6 protein-coding genes are annotated in these 22356 nt (G+C 74.7%); all 6 read left to right on the forward strand.

Going from position 1 to position 22356, the window contains the following annotated elements; genetic code table 11:
• Positions 1–45: 45 nt before the first annotated feature.
• The 6 genes from AB0J42_RS03270 to AB0J42_RS03295 are packed head-to-tail and all read left to right on the forward strand — an operon-like array spanning position 46 to position 22321.
• Positions 46–753 (forward strand): ATP-binding cassette domain-containing protein, encoded by a 708-nt coding sequence (locus tag AB0J42_RS03270; protein ID WP_364288245.1) that lies wholly within the window; start codon positions 46–48, stop codon positions 751–753.
• The gene (locus AB0J42_RS03275; RefSeq protein ID WP_364288248.1) at positions 753–3236 is read left to right on the forward strand and encodes an FtsX-like permease family protein; all 2484 of its coding nucleotides are present in this window, start codon (positions 753–755) and stop codon (positions 3234–3236) included. The genes AB0J42_RS03270 and AB0J42_RS03275 overlap by 1 nt, the downstream gene beginning before the upstream one ends.
• Before the next feature lie 45 nt (positions 3237–3281).
• Positions 3282–4544 (forward strand): activator-dependent family glycosyltransferase, encoded by a 1263-nt coding sequence (locus tag AB0J42_RS03280; RefSeq protein ID WP_364288251.1) that lies wholly within the window; start codon positions 3282–3284, stop codon positions 4542–4544.
• Positions 4545–4549: 5 nt separating this feature from the next.
• Positions 4550–10765: an SDR family NAD(P)-dependent oxidoreductase gene (locus AB0J42_RS03285; RefSeq protein ID WP_364288254.1), complete on the forward strand. Its 6216-nt coding sequence runs from the start codon at positions 4550–4552 to the stop codon at positions 10763–10765.
• Positions 10766–10776: 11 nt separating this feature from the next.
• Positions 10777–16914: a type I polyketide synthase gene (locus AB0J42_RS03290; RefSeq protein ID WP_364288257.1), complete on the forward strand. Its 6138-nt coding sequence runs from the start codon at positions 10777–10779 to the stop codon at positions 16912–16914.
• A 22-nt stretch (positions 16915–16936) separates the two neighbouring features.
• Positions 16937–22321 carry a type I polyketide synthase gene (locus AB0J42_RS03295; protein ID WP_364288260.1) on the forward strand — a complete coding sequence of 1795 codons (5385 nt, stop codon included), beginning with the start codon at positions 16937–16939 and terminating at the stop codon, positions 22319–22321.
• Positions 22322–22356 lie beyond the last annotated feature (35 nt).

Raw genomic sequence — 22356 nt, forward strand, 5'->3', positions numbered from 1 at the left:
CGGCCTATGGGTAACGATGGGGAGGAAATCGTCCGGCTCGAATCAGTGACCAAATACTACGGCGCGAAGAAAGCCCTGGAAGACACCACCCTGCGCTGTCCGAAAAAGGACTTCACCGCCGTGCTCGGGCCGCCCGGGGCCGGTAAGACCACGCTGCTGAGGTGCGCGGCCGGTCTCGACCGGCCCACCTCCGGCACCGTGTCCATCGCGGGCCAGAACATCACCGACATGAACGAGGCCGCGCTCGACGTCCTGCGGAGCGAGCGCGTCTCGTACGTGTTCTCCTCCCGGAACCTGCTGCCTTCCCTGACCGTCGCCGAGAACCTGACCCTGCCGCTCCGCCTGACCAAGCGGTCGGCGCCGCCGTCGCTGGTCATCGACCTGGTGCGGCGGGCGGGCCTGTCGGAGCACCTCGACAGCATGCCCACCGACCTGTGCCAGAGCCGTCAGCAGCTGGTCGCCGTCGTCCGCGCCATGATCACCAGCCCGGCTGTGATCCTGGCCGACGACCCGGCCCGCGGGCTCGACCCGCGCAGCGCGGGCGAGGTGCTGGACCTGCTCGCCTCGTACGTGCGAGAGCACGACGGCAACGTCCTGCTGGCCAGCCACGACCCGATGGTGGCCGCCTACGCCGACCAGACGGTGCTGCTGAAGTCCGGCCGCGTGGTGCGGGAGCCGGGCTTCCCGGCGGGGAAGGCGGCCTTGGAACGTGCCGTTCACCTGGCGGTCTGGGAGGCGAGAGACCCGTTCTGATGTGGCCGCTGATCCTGCGCAACCTCCGTCACCGCAGGAACGCCTTCGCCTCCGCGTTCGTCGCGATGGCGGTGGCCGCGGCCGTCGTGTCCGCCTGCGCCGCGCTCGCCGCCACCGGCGCGCGGGCCGCCGTGCCGCCGTACCGGCTGGCCGGGGCCCCCGTCGTCGTGGTGGGCGACCAGACGCTCGCCCGCGCCGACGAGCGGGTGTGGCTGCCGGAGAAGGTCCGCCTGCCCGGCTCCGCCGCGGCGGCCCTGCGCGCGGTCCCAGGTGTCGCCGCGGTCGTCGAGGACGTCACCTTCCCCGCCGTCACCGCCGGGGCCGCCGCGCTCGGGCAGGACTGGGCCACCGCCCGGCTCGGCCCCTACGAACTACGGGCCGGGACCCCACCCGCCCGTCCGGGCGAAGTCGTGCTCGACGCCGAGCTGGCCGCACGCGGCGGCACCCGGGTAGGCGGCCACGCCGACGTCGAGGTGCACGGCGTCACGGCGCGCTACACCGTGACCGGCCTGGCCGCGGCCGCCCCCGGCGGGCCCGCCACGCGCCCGGCCGTCTTCTTCTCCGCCGCCGACGCCCGGCGGCTGAGCGGCCACCCGGGAACATCCGACGCCCTCGCCGTCCTGCCCGCGCCCGGCCTGTCCGTCGCCGAGCTGGAACAGCGCGTGTCCGACGCCCTCGCCGAGCTCGACCAGCGTGTGTCCGGCACCCTCGCCGGTCTTGAAGAGCGCGTGCGCGCCGTCACGCTGACCGGCGACGAGCGCGGCCTGGCCGAGTTCCCGGGGGCCCGCCAGGACGCGGGGGACCTGGCCGTCGTCTCCGCCGCGCTCGGCGCCATGACGCTGCTGGCCACCACGCCGCTGGTCGCCGGGGTGCTCGGCTCGGTGGCGGCGGGCAGGCGGCGCGAGCTGCTGATCCTGCGGACCCTGGGGGTGCCGCGGGCCCGCGTCCGGCTCATGCTGCTGGGCGAGGTCGCCGTGCTGGCTGCCGCCGCCACGCTGGCCGGGTCGATCCCGGGCCCGCACCTGGCGCGCTGGCTGTTCGACCGGATGGTGGCCGCCGGGGTGGTCGCCGCGCCGGTCGTCTTCGCCCCCGCGCCGGTCGCGCTGTCGGTGGCCGCCCTGGCCTGCCTGGCCGCCGGGCTCGTCGCCGCGTACATCACCGCACACCGTGTTTGCCGGGCCCGCCGGCCCGGCGCGGCGGGCCGCCGCTGGTCCCCGATGGCCAAGGTCTGCCTGGCCGGGGCGGGCGCGCTGACCGTCGTGACCGCTCTGCTCGTACGGGCTCCGCACGTCGGCGTCGCGGGCCTGGCCGTGGCCATCCTCGCGCTGGCCGGAGCCCTGACGGTGGGCAGGCTGACCGTGGCGATCGGCCGGGCGCTGGCCGGGCCGGTGCGCGCGCTCTCGGCCAGGACCGGCCACCTCGCCCTGCTCAACGTGAGCGGCGGCCGGGCCGGGCGGGCCGTGCTGCCGATCATGCTGGCCACCTGCCTGGCCACCACGAACCTCTTCCTCCAGGACGGCGAGGCGGACGCGGCCGGGCTCGCCTTCCACGGGCACCTGCGGGCCGACGCCGTCATGGAGACCGCCTCCGGCGGGATCGCGCCCGCCGCGCTCGACCGGGTGAACGCCTTTCCCGGCGTGACCGCCGCCGGGCTCGTCACCAGCAGGGTGCACCTGCGGGGTGACCGCTGGCAGGGCGAGACGGGCTCGCCCGCGTACGCCGTCACCGACCCGTCCGTCCTGGACAGGCTCCCGGTGACGGCGGGGTCGACGGCCGGGCTGGGCGGGAACGGCGTCGCCCTGGGAGAGCGGCAGGCACGCCGCGCCGGAGCCGCGCTCGGCGGCCCGGTCACGGTCTGGCTCGGCGACGGCACCCCCGTGAACCTGCGCGTGGTGGCCCTGCTGGAGCTGGAGCGCGACGCCGAATACCTGGTGCTGCCCGCCGCGCTGCTCGCCCCGCACACCACGGCCGCGCTGCCCGCCCAGGTCGTGATCCGCGGCGGCCCCGGCGTGGACGCCCGCCGGACGGGCGAGGCGCTGGGCCTGCGTCCCGCGGGCGCCGCCGGCCCCGACGAGCACCCCCTGCGCCGCTACGTCGACTACATGATCACCGCTGTGATCATGGTGTTCACCGCCATCGCCGTGGCCTCCGCGCAGGGCAGCGCCGCGGCCCGGCGCGGCCGGGAGTTCGGGGTGCACCGGGCGGGCGGCGCCACCCGCGCCCAGGTGATGCGCATGCTCGGCGTGGAGGCGCTGCTGCTGGCCGGCATCGGGGTGGTGCTGGGGACCGTCGGCGTGGCGCCCGTCTTGATCCCCTACTCGGTGGCCGTCAGCGGCGTGGCCCTGCCCTCCGGCTCCGCCTGGCTCTACCTGGCCGTCGTGGTGTCCGGCACGACCTCCGCGCTCGTCGCCACCCTCTACCACGCCTGGTTCACAGGGGGGCGAGAGGGGTGGCTTAGGGGTCGGAGGCAGGGCCGCCCCTAGGTAATTTCCCGGTGAACGGGAAATGCGGCCCTGGAGGAATGGTAAATGCGGGTCCTGCTCACCCAGCACGCGGCGACCGCCCATCTCAATTTGATGGTGCCGGTCGCCTGGGCGTTGAAAGCGGCCGGGCACGACGTCGTGATAGCGGGCCAGCCCGACATCGTCGACGGAATTCGCGAGACCGGAATCACCGGGGTTTCCGTCGGAAAGCTTTCCGATATCGCGGCGCGGCTCGCCGCCATGCCACCCGAGGAACACATCTACGGCTCCGGGTACGACCTGACGGAGGAGCGCGCCGACCGGCTCACCTACCCGTGGGTCCGCGACTGCCTGGCCGCCTGGGCATCCCCGCTCGCGTTCGACCTCATCACCGACGAGAGCATGTACGACGACCTGGTGGCCTTCTGCCGCGCCTGGCGGCCCGACCTGGTCATCTGGGACTCCATCACGTTCCCCGGCCCGGTGGCCGCCCGCGCCTGCGGCGCCGCCCACGTCAGGACCACCTTCGGCCGCGACCACTGGGCGCGGATGCGCGACCTGTTCCTGGAGCTGCGCGGCGACCGGGACGAGGACCCGGTGGCCGCCTGGCTGGAGGGCAAGCTCGCCCGGTACGGGGCCGACTACCACGACGACGTGATCCTCGGCCAGGCCACCATCGACTTCCTGCCGGGCTGGTCGCGCTTCCCGATGCGGCACGGGCCCGCCTACCTGCCGGTCCGCTACGTCCCGCACAACGGGCCCGCCGTCATCCCGTCCTGGCTGGTGCCCGAGCCGGAGCGGCGCCGGGTCTGCTTCACCCTCGGCGTCAGCGGCGGCGAGATGTGGGGCGGCCAGGGCAGCATCGGGGTGGCCGACCTGTTCGACGCGGTCGCCGACCTCGACGTCGAGGTGGTCGCCACCATCGCACCCGGCGGGCTCCCCGACGGGCGCAAGGCCCCCGACAATGTGCGGCTGGCCGGATTCGTCCCGCTGCACGCGCTGCTGCCGACCTGCGCCGCGATCGTGCACCACGGCGGCACCGGCACCACCTGCACCGCGCTGGTGAACGGCGTGCCGCAGCTCATCGTCCCCGCCGCCCTGTACGACGAGCGCGGCATCGCGGACGCCCTCGCGCTCCAGGGCGCCGGCATCACCGTGCAGCCCGCCGAGCTCACCCCGGAAACCCTGCGCGCGGGCCTGGTGCGCCTGCTCGACGAGCCCTCGTACACCTCGCGCGCCGCCGACCTGCGCGACGACGCGGTGTCCGCGCCGTCCCCCGCTGACCTCGTACGCGACCTTGAGGACCTGGTCGCCCGCCAGAAGAGGTGACGCATATGGAAAACGAGGCCAAGCTCCTCGACTACCTCCGCCGCGCGACCACCGACCTGCGCGAGGCGCGCCGCCGGCTCCAGGAGTACGCCGAACCCATCGCGGTCATCGGCATGGGCTGCCGGTTCCCCGGCGACGCCGACACCCCGCAGGCGCTCTGGCGGCTGCTGGAGTCGGGCGCCGACGCGACCACCGGCTTCCCCGCCGACCGCGGCTGGGACACCGGCGCCCTGTACGACCCCGACCCCGACGCGCCCGGCAAGAGCTACACCCGCCAGGGCGGGTTCCTGCACGACGCCGCCTGGTTCGACGCCGCGTTCTTCGGCATCAGCCCGCGCGAGGCCCTGGCCATGGACCCGCAGCAGCGGCTGCTGCTGGAGACCTCGTGGGAGGCGTTCGAGGACGCGGGCATCGACCCGGCCGGGGCCAGGGGCAGCGCCACCGGCGTGTACGCGGGCGTCATCTACCACGACTACGGCACCCGCGTCTCCTCGCGCGAGGACGTCGGCGGCTACCTGAGCAACGGCAGCGACGGCGCGGTCGCCACCGGCCGCGTCGCCTACGTCATGGGGCTCGAAGGCCCGGCGATCACCGTGGACACCGCCTGCTCGTCCTCCCTGGTGGCGCTGCACCTGGGCGTGCAGGCGCTGCGCCGCGGCGAGTGCGCGCTCGCCCTGGCGGGCGGCGTGACCGTCATGTCCACGCCCTCGACGTTCATCGAGTTCAGCAGGCAGCGCGGCCTGTCGCCGGACGGCCGCTGCAAGGCGTTCTCGGCCGACGCCGACGGCACCGGCTGGGCCGAGGGCGCCGGCATGCTGCTGCTGGAGAAGCTGTCCGACGCCCGCCGCAACGGCCGCCGCATCCTGGGGATCATCCGCGGCAGCGCCGCCAACCAGGACGGCGCCAGCAGCGGGCTCACCGCCCCCAACGGCCCCTCCCAGCAGAAGGTCATCCGCCAGGCCCTGGCGGACGCCGGGCTCACCCCCGCCGACATCGACGCCGTGGAGGCGCACGGCACCGGCACCGTGCTCGGCGACCCCATCGAGGCGCAGGCCCTCATGGCTGTGTACGGGGCCGACCGGAGCGGCGCGCCGCTCCGGCTGGGCTCGATCAAGTCGAACCTCGGGCACACCCAGGCGGCAGCCGGGGTGGCGGGCGTCATGAAGATGCTGCTCGCCCTGCGCCACGGCGTCCTGCCCCGTACCCTGCACGTCGCCGAACCCACCCCCAAGGTCGACTGGTCCGGCGGCGGCGTCGTCCTGGCCACCGCGAACGAGCCGTGGCCCGCCACCCCGGACCGGCCCCGCCGGGCGGCAGTCTCGGCCTTCGGCGTGAGCGGCACCAACGCCCACCTCATCCTGGAGGAGGCCCCGGAAACCGAGCCGGAACCGCCCGCGCGGGACTACCCGGTCCTGCCGTGGCCGGTGTCCGCCCGCACGCCCCAGGCGCTCACCGCCCAGGCCGCCAAGCTGCTCCGGCACCTGGAGAACGACCCCGGCACGACCCCTGACGCCGTGGCGCGGACGCTGACCCGCGCCAGGACCCCCTTCGAACAGCGGGCCGTCGTCATCGGCCGCGACCGCGACGAACTGCTCACCGGCCTGCGCGCCGTCGCCGCGGCCGACCCCGGCGCGCCCGGCGTCGCGACCGGCACCGCCGCGGCCGACCCCAGGATCGTCTTCGTCTTCCCCGGCCAGACCTCCGTCGCCCCGGGCGCGCTGCGCGACCTGCTCGACACGGCGCCCGCCTTCGCCGCCCGCATCCAGGAATGCGAGGCCGCGCTCGCCCCGTACGTCGGATGGAAACTCACCGACCTGCTGCGCGCGGACCCGGGCACCACCGCACCGACCGGCATGGACGTCGTCCAGCCCACCTCGTGGGCGGTCATGGTCGCCCTGGCCGAGCTGTGGCGCTCGTACGGGGTCGAACCGGACGCGGTCGTCGGCCACTCGCAGGGCGAGATCGCCGCCGCGGTCGTCGCCGGAGCCCTGAGCGTCGAGGACGGCGCCAAGGTCGTGGCCCAGCGCAGCCGCCTCATCGCCGAGCTCCTGGCCGGGACCGGCGGCATGATGGCCGTCGCGCTGCCCGCCGGCGAGGCCCGCGCGCGCATCGAGCCGTGGGCGGACCGGGTGTGGATCGGCGCGGTGAACGCGCCCGGCGGCGTCGTCGTCACCGGCGAGCCCGGCGCGCTCGACGAGCTCCAGGAACGGCTCCAGGCCGACGGTGTGCGCACCAACCGCATCCAGCCGCTCGACTACGCCTCCCACTGCCCCCTGGTCGAGCCGCTGCGCGACCGGCTGCCGGAGCTGCTGTCCGGGCTGCGGCCGCGCGCGGCGGAGGTGCCGTTCTGCTCGTCCGTCACCGGTGAGCCGATCGACACCCGCGCCCTGGACGCGGACTACTGGTACACCAACCTGCGCTCGCCGGTGCTGTTCGAGCAGGCCGTCGAGCACCTGGCGGGCACCGGGCACGGGCTGTTCGTCGAGGTCACCGCGCACCCCGTGCTCACGTACGCGGTGCAGGAGACCGCGGCGGGCGCCACCGTGCTCGGCACGCTCCGCCGCGACGAGGGCACGCTGGCCAGGTTCGCGCTCTCGGCCGCCGAAGCGCACGCGCACGGCGCGGCCGTGGACTGGTCGCCGCTGCTCGGTGACGGCCCGTCGGCGCCGCTGCCCACGTACGCCTTCCAGCGCGAGCACTACTGGCTCGACGGAGAGGACCGCGCGAACCTCGAGTCCGCGGGCCTGGCCGAGGCGGGCCACCCCCTGCTGGGCGCCGCCGTCCAGGTGGCCGGGACGGACGAGCTGGTGCTCACCGGGCGGCTGTCGCTGTCGTCGCACCCCTGGCTCGCCGACCACGAGGTGTCGGGACGGATCATCCTGCCCGGCACCGCCTACGTGGAGCTGGCCGCGCACGCCGGCCGGAGCACCGGGCACGGCCGGGTCGAGGAGCTGACCCTGCGGGCCCCACTGACGATCGCCCTCGACGCCACCGTACGGCTCCAGGTCGTGCTCGGCCCGCCCGGCGACGACGGCACCCGCGCGGTCGGCGTGTACGCCCGCCACGACGACGACGCGCCCTGGACCTGCCACGCCACCGGCACCCTGGCAGGGGACGAGCCGCCCGCCTCCATCGACGGCGAGGTCTGGCCGCCGCCCGGCGCGACCCCCGCGGACCTGGACGGCTTCTACGACACGCTCGCCGGGCACGGCCTGGAGTACGGCCCCTCCTTCCAGGGTGTCGTGGCCGCCTGGGTGCAGGACCAGACGGCGTACGCGGAGGTCGCCCTGCCCGACGGCACCGCGACGGCGGGCTACGGGCTGCACCCGGCGCTGCTCGACGCCGCCCTGCACGTGGAGTCCCTGCTGCTGTCCGGCAGCCCCGGCCTGCCGTTCTCCTGGTCCGGCGTGCGCGTCCGGCCGACGGAGAGCACCCGGCTGCGGGTGCGGCTGTCCCGGTCTTCCTCCGGCGAGCTCAGCGTGTACGTGACCGATGTAGACGGACGGCCGGTGGCCTCGGTGGACTCGCTCGTCTCGCGCCCCGCCGAGGGCCCGAACCTGGACCACCTCTACCGCCTCGACCGCACCCCCTCCCCGTACCACGCTCACCCTCCCCGCCGCACCAAGGTCACCGGAGACGGCGCCGCCGCCGCGGCCCTGACCGCCGCGGGGCTGGGCACGGACGACACCGGCGCGGCCGAGATCGAGTTCCTCGCGCTCCCTGCCGGGCCGGACATCTCGTCGGCCGCCCGTGCGGCGCTCGACGCCGTCCTGGCCAGGCTCGCCGGCGATGCCCCCGGTCTGCTGGTGCTGGTCTCCGTCGGCGCGGCCGAGGACCCCGCGGGTGCGGCCGTCCACGGTCTGGTACGAGGCGCGCAGGCGGAACATCCCGGCCGGTTCGCGCTGCTGGACCTCGACCCCGCCGGGGGAGAGGTCCCGGTGGCCGACGTGCTGGCCGCGCTGGAGGAGGAGCCCGAGGTCGCGGTCCGGGACGGCGTGGTCCTGCTGCCCCGGCTGGCCCGCGCCGCCAGTACTCCGGCCCTGCTGCCACCTCCTGGCCCCTGGCGTCTCGACGCTCCCGAGCCCGGCACGCTGGACGCCCTGGCTCTGGTGCCCGTCGAGGACCGGCCGCTTGAAGAGGGCGAGGTCCGCGTCGGAGTCCGGGCCGCCGGCATGAACTTCCGCGATCTCGTCGTGGCCCTCGGCATGGTCCCGGAGCGCGGCACCCCGATGGGCGGCGAGGGCGCGGGCGTGGTGACCGAGGTGGGTCCCGGCGTGTCCGGGCTGGCCGTGGGCGACCGGGTTCTGGGTCTGATGGACGGCGCGTTCGGCCCCTCAGTGATCACCGACCACCGGTTGCTCGCGCCGATCCCCGACGGATGGTCGTACGCGGACGCGGCCTCGGTGGCGGGCGTCTTCGCCACGGCCTGGTACGGCCTGGTGGACCTGGCCGCACTCCAGCCGGGGGAGAAGGTCCTCATCCACGCCGCTGCGGGCGGCGTGGGGATGGCGGCGGTGCAGATCGCCCGTCATCTGGGCGCGGAGGTGTACGGGACCGCCAGCGAGGCCAAGTGGCCCGCGACCGGCCTGGACGAAAACCACCTGGCCAGCTCCCGCACGCTCGGCTTCGCGGACAAGTTCCCGCAGATGGACGTCGTGCTGAACAGCCTGGCCGGAGAGTTCACCGACGCCTCGCTCGGCCTGCTCAAACCGGGCGGGCGCTTCATCGAGATGGGCAAGACCGACCTGCGCACCGGCATCCCCGGCTACACCGCCTTCGACCTGATCGCCGTAGACCCGGACCGCATCCAGGTGATCCTCGGCAAGGTGCTGGAGCTGTTCCGCCAGGGAGCCTTCGAGCGGCTGCCCGTACGAACGTGGGACGTACGCAGGGCACCCGAGGCGTTCCGGCTCATGCAACGAGCCGGGCACGTGGGCAAGCTCGTCCTGTCCATCCCCCCCGTACTCAACCCGGACCGCGCGGTGCTGATCACGGGCGGCACGGGCACGCTCGGCGGGCTGGTGGCCCGCCACCTCGTCCAGTCCCACGGCGCACGCCGCCTGCTGCTGCTCAGCCGACGCGGCGAGGCAGCGCCGGGCGCGGCCGAACTCCGGGCAGAGCTGGAGGAACTGGGCGCACAGGTGGAGATCGCCGCCTGCGACGCAGCCGACCGCGACGCCCTCGCACAGGTCCTGCAGGAACGACCGCTGACGGCCGTGGTCCACTGCGCAGGCACCCTCGACGACGGCGTGATCGAATCGCTGACACCCGAACGGCTGGAAGCGGTACTGGCCTCCAAGGCGGTGGCTGCCTGGAACCTGCACGAGCTGGCCGGTGACGTCGACGCCTTCATCCTCTACTCCTCCGCAGCCTCCCTGCTCGCCCCCGCCGGCCAGGCCGCCTACTCCGCCGCCAACGCCGCGCTGGACGCCCTCGCCGCCCACCGCAGAGCACGCGGCCTGCCCGCCCAGTCGCTCGCCTGGGGGCTGTGGGAGGAGCGCAGCGGCATGACCGCGCACCTGGAGGGCACCGAGGTCGACCGCATCGGCCGCTCCGGACTCGGTACCCTCACCACCGACCAGGCGCTCACCCTGTTCGACGCCGCCTGGAACGTGGACGAACCGCTCCTCGTGGCCACGCCGCTCGACCTGGCCGCCTTCCGGTCCGGCCCGGTGCCCGCCCTGCTCGCGGGCCTCGTCGCGCCGCGCGCCTCCCGCGCCGCCGGAGCCCCGGCCGAGGGCGATCTCGCCGACCTGAGCGAGGCCGACCTGACCAAGCTCGTCTGCGCGCACGCCGCGAACGTCCTCGGGCATTCCGGCTCCGACGCCGTGCAGCCGGACCGCGCGTTCAAGGAGCTCGGGTTCGACTCGCTGACCGGCGTGGACCTGCGCAACCGGCTCAACGCCGCCACCGGGCTGCGGCTGCCGTCCACCCTGGTCTTCGACCACCCGACACCCCGCATGCTGGCCGAGCACCTGCGGTCCGAACTCTCCCCGGAAACCCGCCACGACCCCGCGCAGGACGTCCTGGACGAGGTGGACCGGCTGGAGTCGGCCCTGGCCGCCGTGCCCGGCGACGACGCCGCCCGGGTGACGGCCCGGCTGCGGGCCCTGCTGCGGCGGTGGACCGACGCCCACGCGGACGACGCACAGGAGTTCGACCCGGACAGCGACGACGAGCTGTTCGGAATCCTCGACAACGAGCTCGGCACCCAATCATGAGGCGGGACGGCATGGCCAACGACGACAAGCTCCGCGACTACCTCAGACGCGCCACCGCCGACCTGCAGCGGGCCAACCGGCGGCTCCGCGAGCGCGAGGACAAGGACCACGAGCCGATCGCCATCGTCTCCATGACCTGCCGCCTGCCCGGCGGCGTGCGCGGCCCCGAAGACCTGTGGCAGGTGCTCGAATCGGAGAAGGAGGCCATCACCCCGTTCCCCGCCGACCGCGGCTGGGACCTGGACGGCCTGGCCGACCCCGACCCCGACGCCACCGGCACCTCCTACGTCACCAGGGGCGGGTTCATCGAGGACGTCGCCGACTTCGACGCCGAGTTCTTCGGCATGAGCCCCCGCGAGGCGCTCGCCTCCGACCCCCAGCAGCGGCTGCTGCTTGAGGGCGCGTGGGAGCTGTTCGAGCGGGCCGGCATCCGGCCCGGCGCGCTGCGCGGCAGCGACACCGGCGTGTTCATCGGCGCGGCCTCCAGCGGCTACGGCCTCGGCGCGGGCCAGGACGGGGTCGAAGGCCACCTGCTCACCGGCTCGTCCACCGCCGTGATGTCCGGACGCCTGTCGTACGCCTTCGGCCTGCGGGGTCCGGCGGTGACGGTGGACACGGCGTGCTCGTCGTCGCTGGTGGCCTTGCACCTGGCGTGTGAGGCGCTGCGGCGCGGCGAGTGCTCGATGGCGCTGACGGGCGGGGTGACGGTGCTGTCGACCCCTGAGGTGTTCGTGGAGTTCTCGCGGCAGCGGGGGCTGGCCCCGGACGGCCGGATCAAGGCGTTCGCCGAGGCCGCGGACGGGACGGTGTTCTCCGAAGGCGCCGGGATGGTGCTGCTGGAGCCGCTGTCACGGGCTCAGGAACTGGGCCATCCGGTCCTGGCGGTGGTACGCGGCTCGGCGCTGAATCAGGACGGCGCCTCCAACGGGCTCACCGCGCCCTCCCAGGCGGCGCAGCGGGAGGTGCTGGCCCGCGCTCTGGAGAGGGCCCGGCTGACCGCGGACGAGGTGGACCTGGTCGAAGGCCACGGCACCGGCACCACGCTCGGCGACCCGATCGAGGCGCAGGCCCTGCTCGCGGTGTACGGGCAGCGGCGTCAGGCGCCGCTCTGGCTGGGCTCGGTCAAGTCGAACATCGGTCACACCCAGGCCGCCGCCGGCGTGGCGGGCATCATCAAGATGGTGCTGGCTCTGCGGCACGGGGTCGTCCCCGCCACGCTCGGCGTCGACGAGCCGACCTCCCACGTGGACTGGACGCAGGGCGACATCCGGCTGCCCGGACGTGCCGTCGAGTGGCCCCGCCGCGACCGGCCGCGCCGCGGCGCGGTGTCGTCCTTCGGGATCAGCGGTACGAACGCGCACGTCATCCTGGAGCAGGCGCCCGAGAACGTTCCCTCCGACACGGCGAGGGACGTGGAGCTTGGCTGGCCGGTGCCCGTAATGCTGTCGGCGCGGAGCGAGGCCGGGCTCACCGCTGTGGCCGAGCGGCTGCGAGCGACGCTGCCGGAGGTGTCGCCGGCGGACGTCGGCCATTCGCTCGTGACCACCCGGGACGCGCTTGAGCGGAGAGCTGTGCTGGTGGCCGCCGATCGGGCGGAGCTGCTGTCGGCTCCGCTGATCACCGATGCGGTGGTGGAGGGCAAGACCGCCTGGCTCTTTCCCGGCCAGGGCAGCCAGCGCCTCGGCATGGGACGCGAACTCGCCCAGACGTTCCCGGTGTTCGCCCGAGCGCTGGAAGAGGCGTTGGCCGGGTTCGGCCAGGACGAGATCCGTGAGGTGATCTGGTCCGACCCCGAGCGGGTGGATCAGACCCAGTTCACCCAGTGCGGGCTGTTCGCGATCGAGGTGGCCACCGCCCAGCTCCTGCAGTCGTGGGGCATGCAGCCGGATGTGTTGCTGGGCCACTCGATCGGCGAGCTGGCGGCGGCGCACGTGGCCGGGGTGCTGTCGCTGACCGACGCGTGCAAGCTGGTGGCGGCACGGGGCCGGTTGATGCAGCAACTCCCGTCCGGCGGGGCGATGGTCCAAGTCTCGGCCGGCCTGGAGACGGTCAAGCCGCTGCTCGGGCCTGAGGTGGAGATCGCGGCAGTGAACGGCCCAGCGGCCCTGGTGCTGTCCGGCCCGGAAGAAGCCGTGCTCGCCGCCGCCGACCAGCTCGCCGCCCAAGGAGTACGCTGCCGCCGCCTGCCGGTCAGCCACGCCTTCCACTCGGCGCTGATGGAGCCGATGCTGGCCGAGTTCCGCCAGGTCGCACAGTCTTTGACCTTCCGTCCGCCGCAGGTCCCGGTGATGTCGAACCTGGACGGCACAGCGGCGGGGGAGCGGCTGACGGATCCGGAGTACTGGGTCGCCCACGTGCGCCAGAGCGTCCGCTTCTCCGACGGGGTCGCGGCGCTGGCCGAGGCCGGAGTGGTGACCTGCCTGGAAGTGGGCCCGGGGCGCGCGCTGTCCGGGCTCGGTCCGCAGACCACCGGCGACAGCATCGCCTACATCCCGACCTCCGGCCGCCGCGAGGAATCGGAGGTGCGGGCGCTGGTGACTGCGGTGGGCCGCGCTTTCGCCCGTGGCGTCGAGGTGGACTGGGACGCCTTCTACGCTCCGCTGCGACCACGCCGGGTTGATCTGCCGACATATCCGTTCCAGCGCCGCCGTTTCTGGCTTGCTCCGAAGGCTGCCGGGCCGGGCGATGCGACCGGATTCGGGCAGCTGGCCGGTGGTCACCCGCTGGCCGGGGCGCTGGTCCCGGTCCCGGAGCGCGACGAACTCCTGCTCACCGGCCAGGTCTCGCTGAAGACCCATCCGTGGCTGGCCGACCACACCATCCTGGGCACCGCCCTGCTCCCCGGCACCGCCTGGGTAGACCTGGCCCTCCACGCCGGAGCCCAAGCAGGCTGCCCCACACTCCGAGACCTGACCCTGCACGCCCCGCTCCCGCTCACCCACGACCCCGTCGCTCTCCACGTGAACGTCCACGCCCCCGAAGAGGACGGCAGCCGCGCCGTGTCCATCCACTCGCGCACCGCTGAAGGAGTGTGGACCCGTCACGCCGACGGCACCCTGACCCCAGAGACCACGACCGCCGACCAGATGGGCGCCTGGCCGCCACCCGGAGCCGCCCCGGCAGACCTGGACGGCTTCTACGACCGCCTGGCCGAACAGGGCGTCACCTACGGCGCCCTGTTCCAGGGCATGACCGCCGCCTGGACCACTCCGGAAGGCGTCTTCGCCGAGGTGACACTGCCCGAACGCGACGAAACCGGCTTCGGCATCCACCCGGCCCTGCTCGACGCCGCCCTGCACGGCATAGAACTCGCAGGCACGGACGGAGTACAGCTCCCCTTCGCCTGGACCGACGTCACCCTGCACGCCACCGGCGCCACCAAGCTCCTCGTCCACCTCACCCCCACCGCCCACGGTTTCGCCATCGAGGCGGCGGACGAGGCGGGCAACCCCGTGGTGTCGATCGGCGCGCTCGCCCTGCGCGAGGTGTCGGCCGACCAGCTCACCCAGCCGTCGACCTTCCTCTACCAGCTCGACTGGGCCCCCGTGGCACCGGGCAGACCTACCGGCGGCCACCGCCTGCTCACCCCCGGTGCCCCGATCCCCGACGACCTGGCGGAGAACGAAACCCTGCTCGCACGGGTGGACGGCGACCTGCCACAGGCACTCACCCTGCTCCAGAACTGGCTCGGAGAGGACCGCCCCCAGGGCGCCAGGCTGGCCGTCGTCACCGGGGACGCCGCAGACCCGGCCACCGCCGCAGTCTGGGGCCTGGTCAAGTCGGCCCAGGCCGAACACCCCGGCACGTTCCTCCTCGCCGAGGCAGGCGACGACGACGCCGACCTCGTCCTGGCCGCGTTCGCCGCCGGTGAGGAGCAGGTCAGGGTCCGCGAGGGCAAGGTACAGGCGGCCCGGCTCGGCCGCCTGCCCGCCGTGCTCACCCCGCCTTCGGACGTGTGGCGGGTGGACAGCGAGGACAAGGGCAGCCTCGACGCCCTCGCCGCCGTCCCCGCCCCGGAGGCCGCCGCGCCGCTCAAGGACGGCGAGGTCCGGATCGCGGTCCGCGCGGCCGGGGTGAACTTCCGTGACGTGCTCAACGCCCTCGGCATGTACCCGGGGGAGAGCGGCCCGATGGGCATGGAGGGCGCCGGCGTGGTCACCGAGATCGGCCCCGGCGTGACCGGCCTGACCGCGGGCGACCGGGTGATGGGCCTCTTCGACGGCGGCGCCTTCGGCCCGCTGGCCGTCACCGACCACCGCCAGATCGCCCCCGTCCCGGAGGGCTGGACGTTCGCGGAGGCGGCGGCGGTCCCGGTGGCGTTCCTGACCGCGTACTACGGCCTGGTGGACCTGGCCGCACTCCAGCCGGGCGAGAAGGTCCTCATCCACGCCGCTGCGGGCGGCGTCGGCATGGCCGCGGTGCAGATCGCCCGTCATCTGGGCGCGGAGGTGTACGGATCCGCCAGCGAGAGCAAGTGGCCCGCCACCGGCCTGGACCAAGAGCACCTGGCCAGCTCCCGCACCCTCGGCTTCGCCGACAAGTTCCCCCAGATGGACGTCGTCCTCAACAGCCTCGCAGGAGAGTTCACCGACGCCTCACTCAACCTCCTCAAGCCCGGCGGGCGCTTCATCGAGATGGGCAAAACGGACCTGCGCACCGGGACCCCCGGCTACACCCCCTTCGACCTGGGTGACGCCGGCCCGGCCAGGATCGGCGAGATGCTCCGCCACCTGCTGGAGCTGTTCGCCGCAGGCCACCTGCACCACCACCCGCGCACCTGCTGGGACCTCCGGGAGGCCAAGGACGCCTTCCGGCACATGCAGCAGGCCCGGCACATCGGCAAGGTCGTCCTCACCGTCCCGGCCCCGCTCGACCCCGACCGCACCGTACTGATCACCGGCGGCACCGGCGCGCTCGGCAGCGCCGTCGCCAGACACCTCGTGACCAGGCACGGCGCACGCAACCTGCTGCTCACCAGCCGCTCCGGCCCCGACGCCCCCGGCGCCGCCAAGCTCCTGGCGGAGCTGACGGAACTGGGCGCCGAGGTCGAACTCGCCGCCTGCGACGCCGCCGACCGGACCGCCCTGGCCGCCCTGCTCGACGGCCGCTCGCTGACCGCCGTCGTGCATTGCGCGGGCGTCCTGGACGACGGCGTCATCGGCGCCCTCACCCCCGACCGTCTCGACCACGTACTGCGCCCGAAGGCCGAGGCCGTGCGGCACCTGCACGAGCTCACCCGCGGGCACGACCTGCGGGCGTTCGTCCTCTTCTCGTCCCTGGCCGGTACGGCGGGCAGCTCCGGCCAGGGCAACTACGCCGCCGCCAACGCCCACCTCGACGCGTTCGCCCGCCGCCGCCACGCGGCAGGGCTCCCCGCGCTCTCTTTGGCCTGGGGGCCGTGGGCGGGCGGCATGCTCGACGGGCTCGACGAGGCCGAGCTGGCCATGCTGGCGCGCGAAGGCGTGGTGCCGCTCTCCGCCGAGGACGGGCTCGGCCTGCTGGACGCCGCGCTCGCCCGGCCGGAGCCGGTGCTCGTGCCCGCCAGGTTCGACGTCAAGGCGCTGGCCGCGCGGGGCGACGCGCTGCCGCCGCTGCTCCGCGGCCTGCTGCCCGGCCACCGCCCCCGCCGCGCCCCGGCATCACGCGGGCAGCAGGCCGATCTGGCGGCGCGGCTGGCCGGGATGGCGGAGGAGGACCGCCGGAAGCACGTCGGCGGCCTGGTGCTCGGCCAGGTCGCGGAGGTGCTCGGCTTCGGCTCGGCGGAGGAGGTGGCGGCGGACCAGACGTTCGAGCATCTCGGCGTCGACTCGCTGACCGCCGTCGAGCTGCGCAACCGGCTGAGCGCGGCCACCGGCAGGCAGCTGCCGTCCACGCTCGTGTTCGACTACGCGACGCCGGCCGCGCTGACCGAGTTCGTGCTGGGCGAGCTGGCCCCCGACGCGCCCGGCGACCAGCAGGTGCTGCGCGAGCTGGACCGGATCGCCGCCCTGCTGGCCGGGTTCGACGCCGACGAGGAGACCAGGTCCATCGTCACGGACCGGCTCGACGGGATGCTCACCCGCTGGCGGGGAGAGCACGGCGGCGGCACCGGCGGCATCGAGACAGCCAGCGCCGACGAGCTGCTCGCGCTGATCGACAAAGGTCTCTGAACCCCTCGGAAGGTGAGACGACGTGGCGGATGAACAGCGGCTCCTCGAATACCTCCGGCGGGTCACCGCCGACCTCCACGGGGCCAGGCAGCGGCTGCGCGAGATCGAGCAGGAGAGCCGGGAGCCCATCGCGATCGTCGCGATGAGCTGCCGCTTCCCCGGCGGCGTCCGCGACCCGGAAGGGCTGTGGCGGCTCGTCGCGGAGGGCAGGCACGCCATCGGCGCCTTCCCCGAGGACCGCGGCTGGGACCTGGACGCCCTCTACGACCCGGACGGCCGCCGCCCCGGCACCAGCTACACCCGGGAGGGCGGCTTCGTGGCCGGCGCGGGCGACTTCGACGCCGGGTTCTTCGGCATCTCGCCGCGCGAGGCGCTGGCCGCCGACCCGCAGCAGCGCATGCTGCTGGAGGTGGCGTACGAGGCGTTCGAACGGGCCGGGCTGGACGTGGCCGCGCTCAAGGGCAGCCCGGTGGGCGTGTTCGTGGGCGCCTTCGACAGCGGGTACGGCACCGCCGCCGGGGCCGAGGCGGAGGGCCACCTGCTCACCGGCAACGCCACGTCGGTGATCTCCGGCCGGATCTCCTACGTGTTCGGGCTCAAGGGCCCGGCCATCACCGTCGACACCGCCTGCTCGTCCTCGCTCGTCGCGCTCCACCTGGCCTGCGAGTCACTGCGCCGCGGGGAGAGCGCGATGGCGCTGGCGGGCGGCGTGACCGTGATGTCCACGCCGGACGTGTTCGTGGAGTTCAGCCGCCAGCGCGGCCTGTCACGCGACGGCCTGTGCCGGGCGTTCTCCGACGACGCCGACGGCACCGGGTGGGGCGAGGGCGCCGGTCTGGTGCTGCTGGAACGCCTGTCCGACGCGCGCCGCCACGGCCACCCCGTGCTGGCGCTGGTCACCGGCACGGCGGTCAACCAGGACGGCGCCAGCAACGGCCTGTCGGCGCCCAGCGGCGTGTCCCAGCAGCGGGTGATCCGCCGCGCCCTCACCAACGCCGGGCTCGGCCCCGCCGACGTGGACGTGGTGGAGGCGCACGGCACCGGCACCACGCTGGGCGACCCGATCGAGGCGCACGCGCTGCTCGCCACGTACGGGCAGGACCGTCCTGAAGACCGGCCGCTCTGGCTGGGCTCGATCAAGTCCAACATCGGCCACACCCAGGCGGCGGCCGGCGTCGCCGGGATCATCAAGACCGTCTCGGCGCTCCGCGCCGGGGTGCTGCCGCCCACCCTGCACGTCGGCACGCCGTCGTCGCACGTCGACTGGTCCGCCGGTCACGTACGCCTCCTCACCGACGCGAAGCCCTGGCCCGAGCTGGACCGGCCGCGCCGCGCCGGGGTGTCGTCCTTCGGCGTCAGCGGCACCAACGCCCACGTCATCCTCGAACACCCCGCCGAGGACGAACCCGCACCCGCGCTCCAGTCAGGCCCCACGGCCTGGGTCCTCTCCGGCAAGACCGAGCAGGCCCTGCGCGACCAGGCCGCACGCCTCGCCGACCACCTCGACCAGCACCCGACGACCCCGCCCGCCGACGTCGCCCGCACCCTCGCGGCCCGGACCCCGTACCGGCACCGCGCCGTCCTCGTCGGCGCCGACCCCGACCGCCTCCGCGCCGACCTGCGCGCCCTCGCCGATGGCGGCGCCCCCGGCCCGCACGGCACCGCCGAGGCACGCGGCAAGATCGCGCTCGTCTTCCCCGGCCAGGGCTCCCAGTGGACCGGCATGGCCCTCGAACTGCTCGACCGGTCACCGGCCTTCGCCGACCGGCTCCACGCCTGCTCGCGGGCGCTGGAACCGTACGTCGGCTGGGGCAAGGTCGAGGACGTGCTCGGCGACGAGGAGGCGCTGCGCCGCGTCGACGTCGTCCAGCCCGCGCTCTGGGCGGTGATGGTCTCGCTCGCCGAACTGTGGCGCTCGTACGGAGTCGAACCCGACGCGGTCGTCGGCCACTCGCAGGGCGAGATCGCCGCGGCCGTCGTCGCCGGCGCCCTGTCGCTGGAGGACGGCGCCCGCGTGGCCGCCCTGCGCAGCAAGGCCATCGGCGAGGTGCTGGCCGGGCGCGGCGGCATGGTGTCGGTCGCGCTGCCAGCCGGCGAGCTCCAGGACAGGCTCGGCGACCTCTCGCTCGCCGCCGTCAACGGCGCCCGCTCCGCCGTGGTGTCCGGGCCACCGCAGGCGCTCGACCGGCTGGTGGCCGACCTCACCGCCGAAGGCGTCAGGGCCAGGCACGTGCCCGTGGACTACGCCTCGCACTCCGCCCAGGTGGAGGAGCTGCGCGACCGCCTGCTGCGCGAGCTCGCGCCCGTCCGGCCGCACGCCGCCGGCCTGCCGCTGCTGTCCACGGTGACCGGGCGGTGGTGCGACGGCACGGAGCTGGACGCGGCCTACTGGTACGAGAATCTGCGCCGGACCGTGGGCTTCCACGGCGCCGTGACGACGCTGGCCGGGGAGGGGTACGGCGTCTTCGTGGAGTCCAGCCCCCACCCGGTGCTCACCGGCAGCATGCAGGAAACCCTGCACGAGCTGGGCCGGGACACCGCCGTCGTCACCGGCACGCTCCGCCGCGACGACGGCGGCCCGGAACGCGCCCTGGCCTCCGCCGCCGAGCTGCACGTCAGCGGCGTCCCCGTCACCTGGCCTGCCGGCGGCCGTCTCGTGGACCTGCCGACCTACGCCTTCCAGCACACCCGCTACTGGATCACCCCCACCAGGACCCAGGCCGCTCACGAGGACGACGGCTTCTGGGCCGCCGCCGAGCGCGGCGACCCCGGGGTGGGCCTGGAGCCGGAGATCGTCGGCAAGGTGCTGCCCGCGCTGACCGCCTGGCGGAGCCGCCGCCGCGAAGAGGCCACCCTCGACGCGTGGCGCTACCGGGTGTCCTGGCGCCTGCTCCAAGACCAGCCGGACGCGTCACTGACCGGACACTGGCTCATACTCACCGGCCAGGCGTCCGACCTGGCCGAGCAGGTGGCCGCCGTCATACGGGAGCGCGGCGCGACCGTGACCGTCCTCGACGCCGACCTCGCCCGGAGCATGCCGCACACCGGCCCGGACCAGAACGCGCCGGACACCGGCCTCACCCGGAGCGCGCTCGGTGACGGGACCGCCTTCGACGGGGTGCTCTCGCTGGCCGCCCTGGACGACCGGCCGCACCCGGAGCACCCCGTGCTCACCAGGGGCACCGCCGCCACGCTCGCCGCCGCCCAGGCCCTCGCCGCCGCCGGCATCACCGCCCCGCTCTGGGCCGTCACCTGCGGCGCCGTCGCCACGGAGAACCACGCAGAGGTCGCGGCGTACCAGGCCGCCGTCTGGGGGCTCGGCACCGTACTCGCCCTCGACCACCCCGCCACCTGGGGCGGCCTCATCGACCTGCCCGCCACCCCGGGCGGCGCCGACCTCGACGCCCTGCTCGCCACCCTGACCGGCGACGAGGACCAGGTCGCGATCAGGGACGGCAAGGCGTACGGCAGGCGCATGACCCGCGCCACCGGCGCGGCCCCCGACGACACCTGGCGCCCGCACGGCACGGTCGTCATCACCGGCGGCACCGGAGGCGTCGGCGCGCACGTGGCCCGCCACCTCGCGGAGCACGGCGCCGAGCACCTGGTGCTCCTGGGCCGCCGCGGCCCAGCAGCGCCGGGCGCCGCCGACCTGGAGGCCGAGCTCACCGCGCTGGGCGCGCGCGTCACCATCACCGCCTGCGACGTGAGCGACCGCGACAGCCTGGCCACCGCGCTCGACGGCCTCACCCCCACCGCCGTGTTCCACGCCGCCGGAGTCGTCCACGACAGCGTCTCGCTCGCCGACCTCACCGTGTCCGAACTCGCCGCGGTGGCCGAGGCCAAGGTCGCGGGCGCGGCCAACCTCGACGCCCTGCTCGATCACGCCCTCGACCGGTTCGTGCTGTTCTCCTCGGGCTCGGCGGTCTGGGGCCAGGCCGGTCAGGCGGCGTACGCGGCGGCCAACGCCGTGCTGGACGCGCTCGCCCACGCCCGCCGCGCCAGAGGCGGCCACGCGCTCTCGATCGCCTGGGGCGCCTGGGACGGCGGCGGGATGGCCGACGGCGAGATCGGCGAGTGGCTGCGCCGCCTCGGCCTGCGCGCCATGGACCCGCGCCGGGCCGCCGCCGTGCTCGACCGCGCGGCACGACAGGACGAGTCGCACCTGGTGGTCGCCGACATCGACTGGGCCGCGTTCGCTCCCGCCTACACGATGGCCAGGCCCCGCCCGCTGCTGCGCGGCCTCCCCGAGGTCCAGGAGATCCTGGCCGCGGACGACGGCGAGGAGAGCACCGAGGCCGACCCCGGGCTCGCCGCGCTGCCCGAGGAGGAACGCCTGCCCGCGCTCCGCGACCTCATCAGGACGCACGCGGCCAAGGTCCTCGGCCACGCGAGCGCGGACACGTTCGACGCCGACCAGAACTTCCTGGAGGCCGGGTTCGACTCGCTCACCTCCGTCGAGCTGCGCAACGCCCTCAGCAAGGCCATCGGCGTGCGCCTGCCCACCGCCGTGGTCTTCGACCACCCCAGCCCGTCCGCGCTGGCCGCCCACCTGTCCGGGCGGATCGGCCGTACGGGCGAGCAGGGCGGGCTCAGCACCCTGCTGCGCCAGGCCATGCGCACCCACCGGGTCCACGAGGGTCTGGTGCTGCTCGAAGCCGCCGCCGCCCTGCGCGACCGGTTCGGCTCGCCCGCCGACCTGCCCGCCCTGCCGCCCGCGCTCAAGCTGGCCGACGGGCCCGCCGACATGCCGCTGTTCTGCATGAGCACCCCGATGGCGCTCGGCGGCGCCGCCCAGTTCGCCCGGCTGGGCGCGGCCTTCCGCGGCGTCAGGGACCTGTACGCGCTGCCGGTGCAGGGCTACGCCGAGGACGAGAGCCTGCCGGACAGCGTCGAGGCCGCCGTCTCCCTCTGGGCCGAGATCGTGGCCGCAACCGTCCCGCCCGGCGGCCGGTACGCGCTGCTCGGCTACTGCGCGGGCGGCAACTTCGCGCACCGGGTCGCCTCCCTGCTGGAGCGGCGCGGCCTGCCGCCCGCCGGGCTGGTGCTGCTGGACACGTTCCTCCCGGACGACGCCCTCATCGACGACCTGGGCGCGGACATGATGCGGGGGATGTTCGACCGCGAGGGCAAGTTCGGCCCGTTCTCCGACGCCCGGCTGTCCGCGATGGGCCGCTACTACCGGCTCTTCCGCCAGTGCGCGCTGGAGGAGGTGTCGGCGCCGATCCTGTTCATCACCCCGGACACGCCGCTGTCGCAGCCCGCCCCTGAGCGGTGGCGGTCGTCGTGGCCCGCCGCCCAGTGCGCCAAGGAGGTCAAGGGCGACCACTTCACCATGCTGGAAGAGATGGCGCCGTCCATGACGGAGGCCGTCGAGGAGTGGCTGTCGGCACTGGGGCGGCTCTGAAGACCGGGGAAAAAAATGTCGCGGGGGATGTCGAG

It is taken from the genome of Nonomuraea sp. NPDC049649, from assembly GCF_040675175.1.
In the GTDB taxonomy this organism is placed as follows: Bacteria; Actinomycetota; Actinomycetes; order Streptosporangiales; family Streptosporangiaceae; genus Nonomuraea.

Excerpts from the sequence above, each read along its gene's own strand:
- AB0J42_RS03275 (WP_364288248.1), top strand. The coding sequence starts at position 753 with ATGTGGCCGCTGATCCTGCGCAACCTCCGTCACCGCAGGAACGCCTTC.
- AB0J42_RS03280 (WP_364288251.1), top strand. The coding sequence starts at position 3,282 with ATGCGGGTCCTGCTCACCCAGCACGCGGCGACCGCCCATCTCAATTTG.
- AB0J42_RS03285 (WP_364288254.1), top strand. The coding sequence starts at position 4,550 with ATGGAAAACGAGGCCAAGCTCCTCGACTACCTCCGCCGCGCGACCACC.
- AB0J42_RS03290 (WP_364288257.1), top strand. The coding sequence starts at position 10,777 with ATGGCCAACGACGACAAGCTCCGCGACTACCTCAGACGCGCCACCGCC.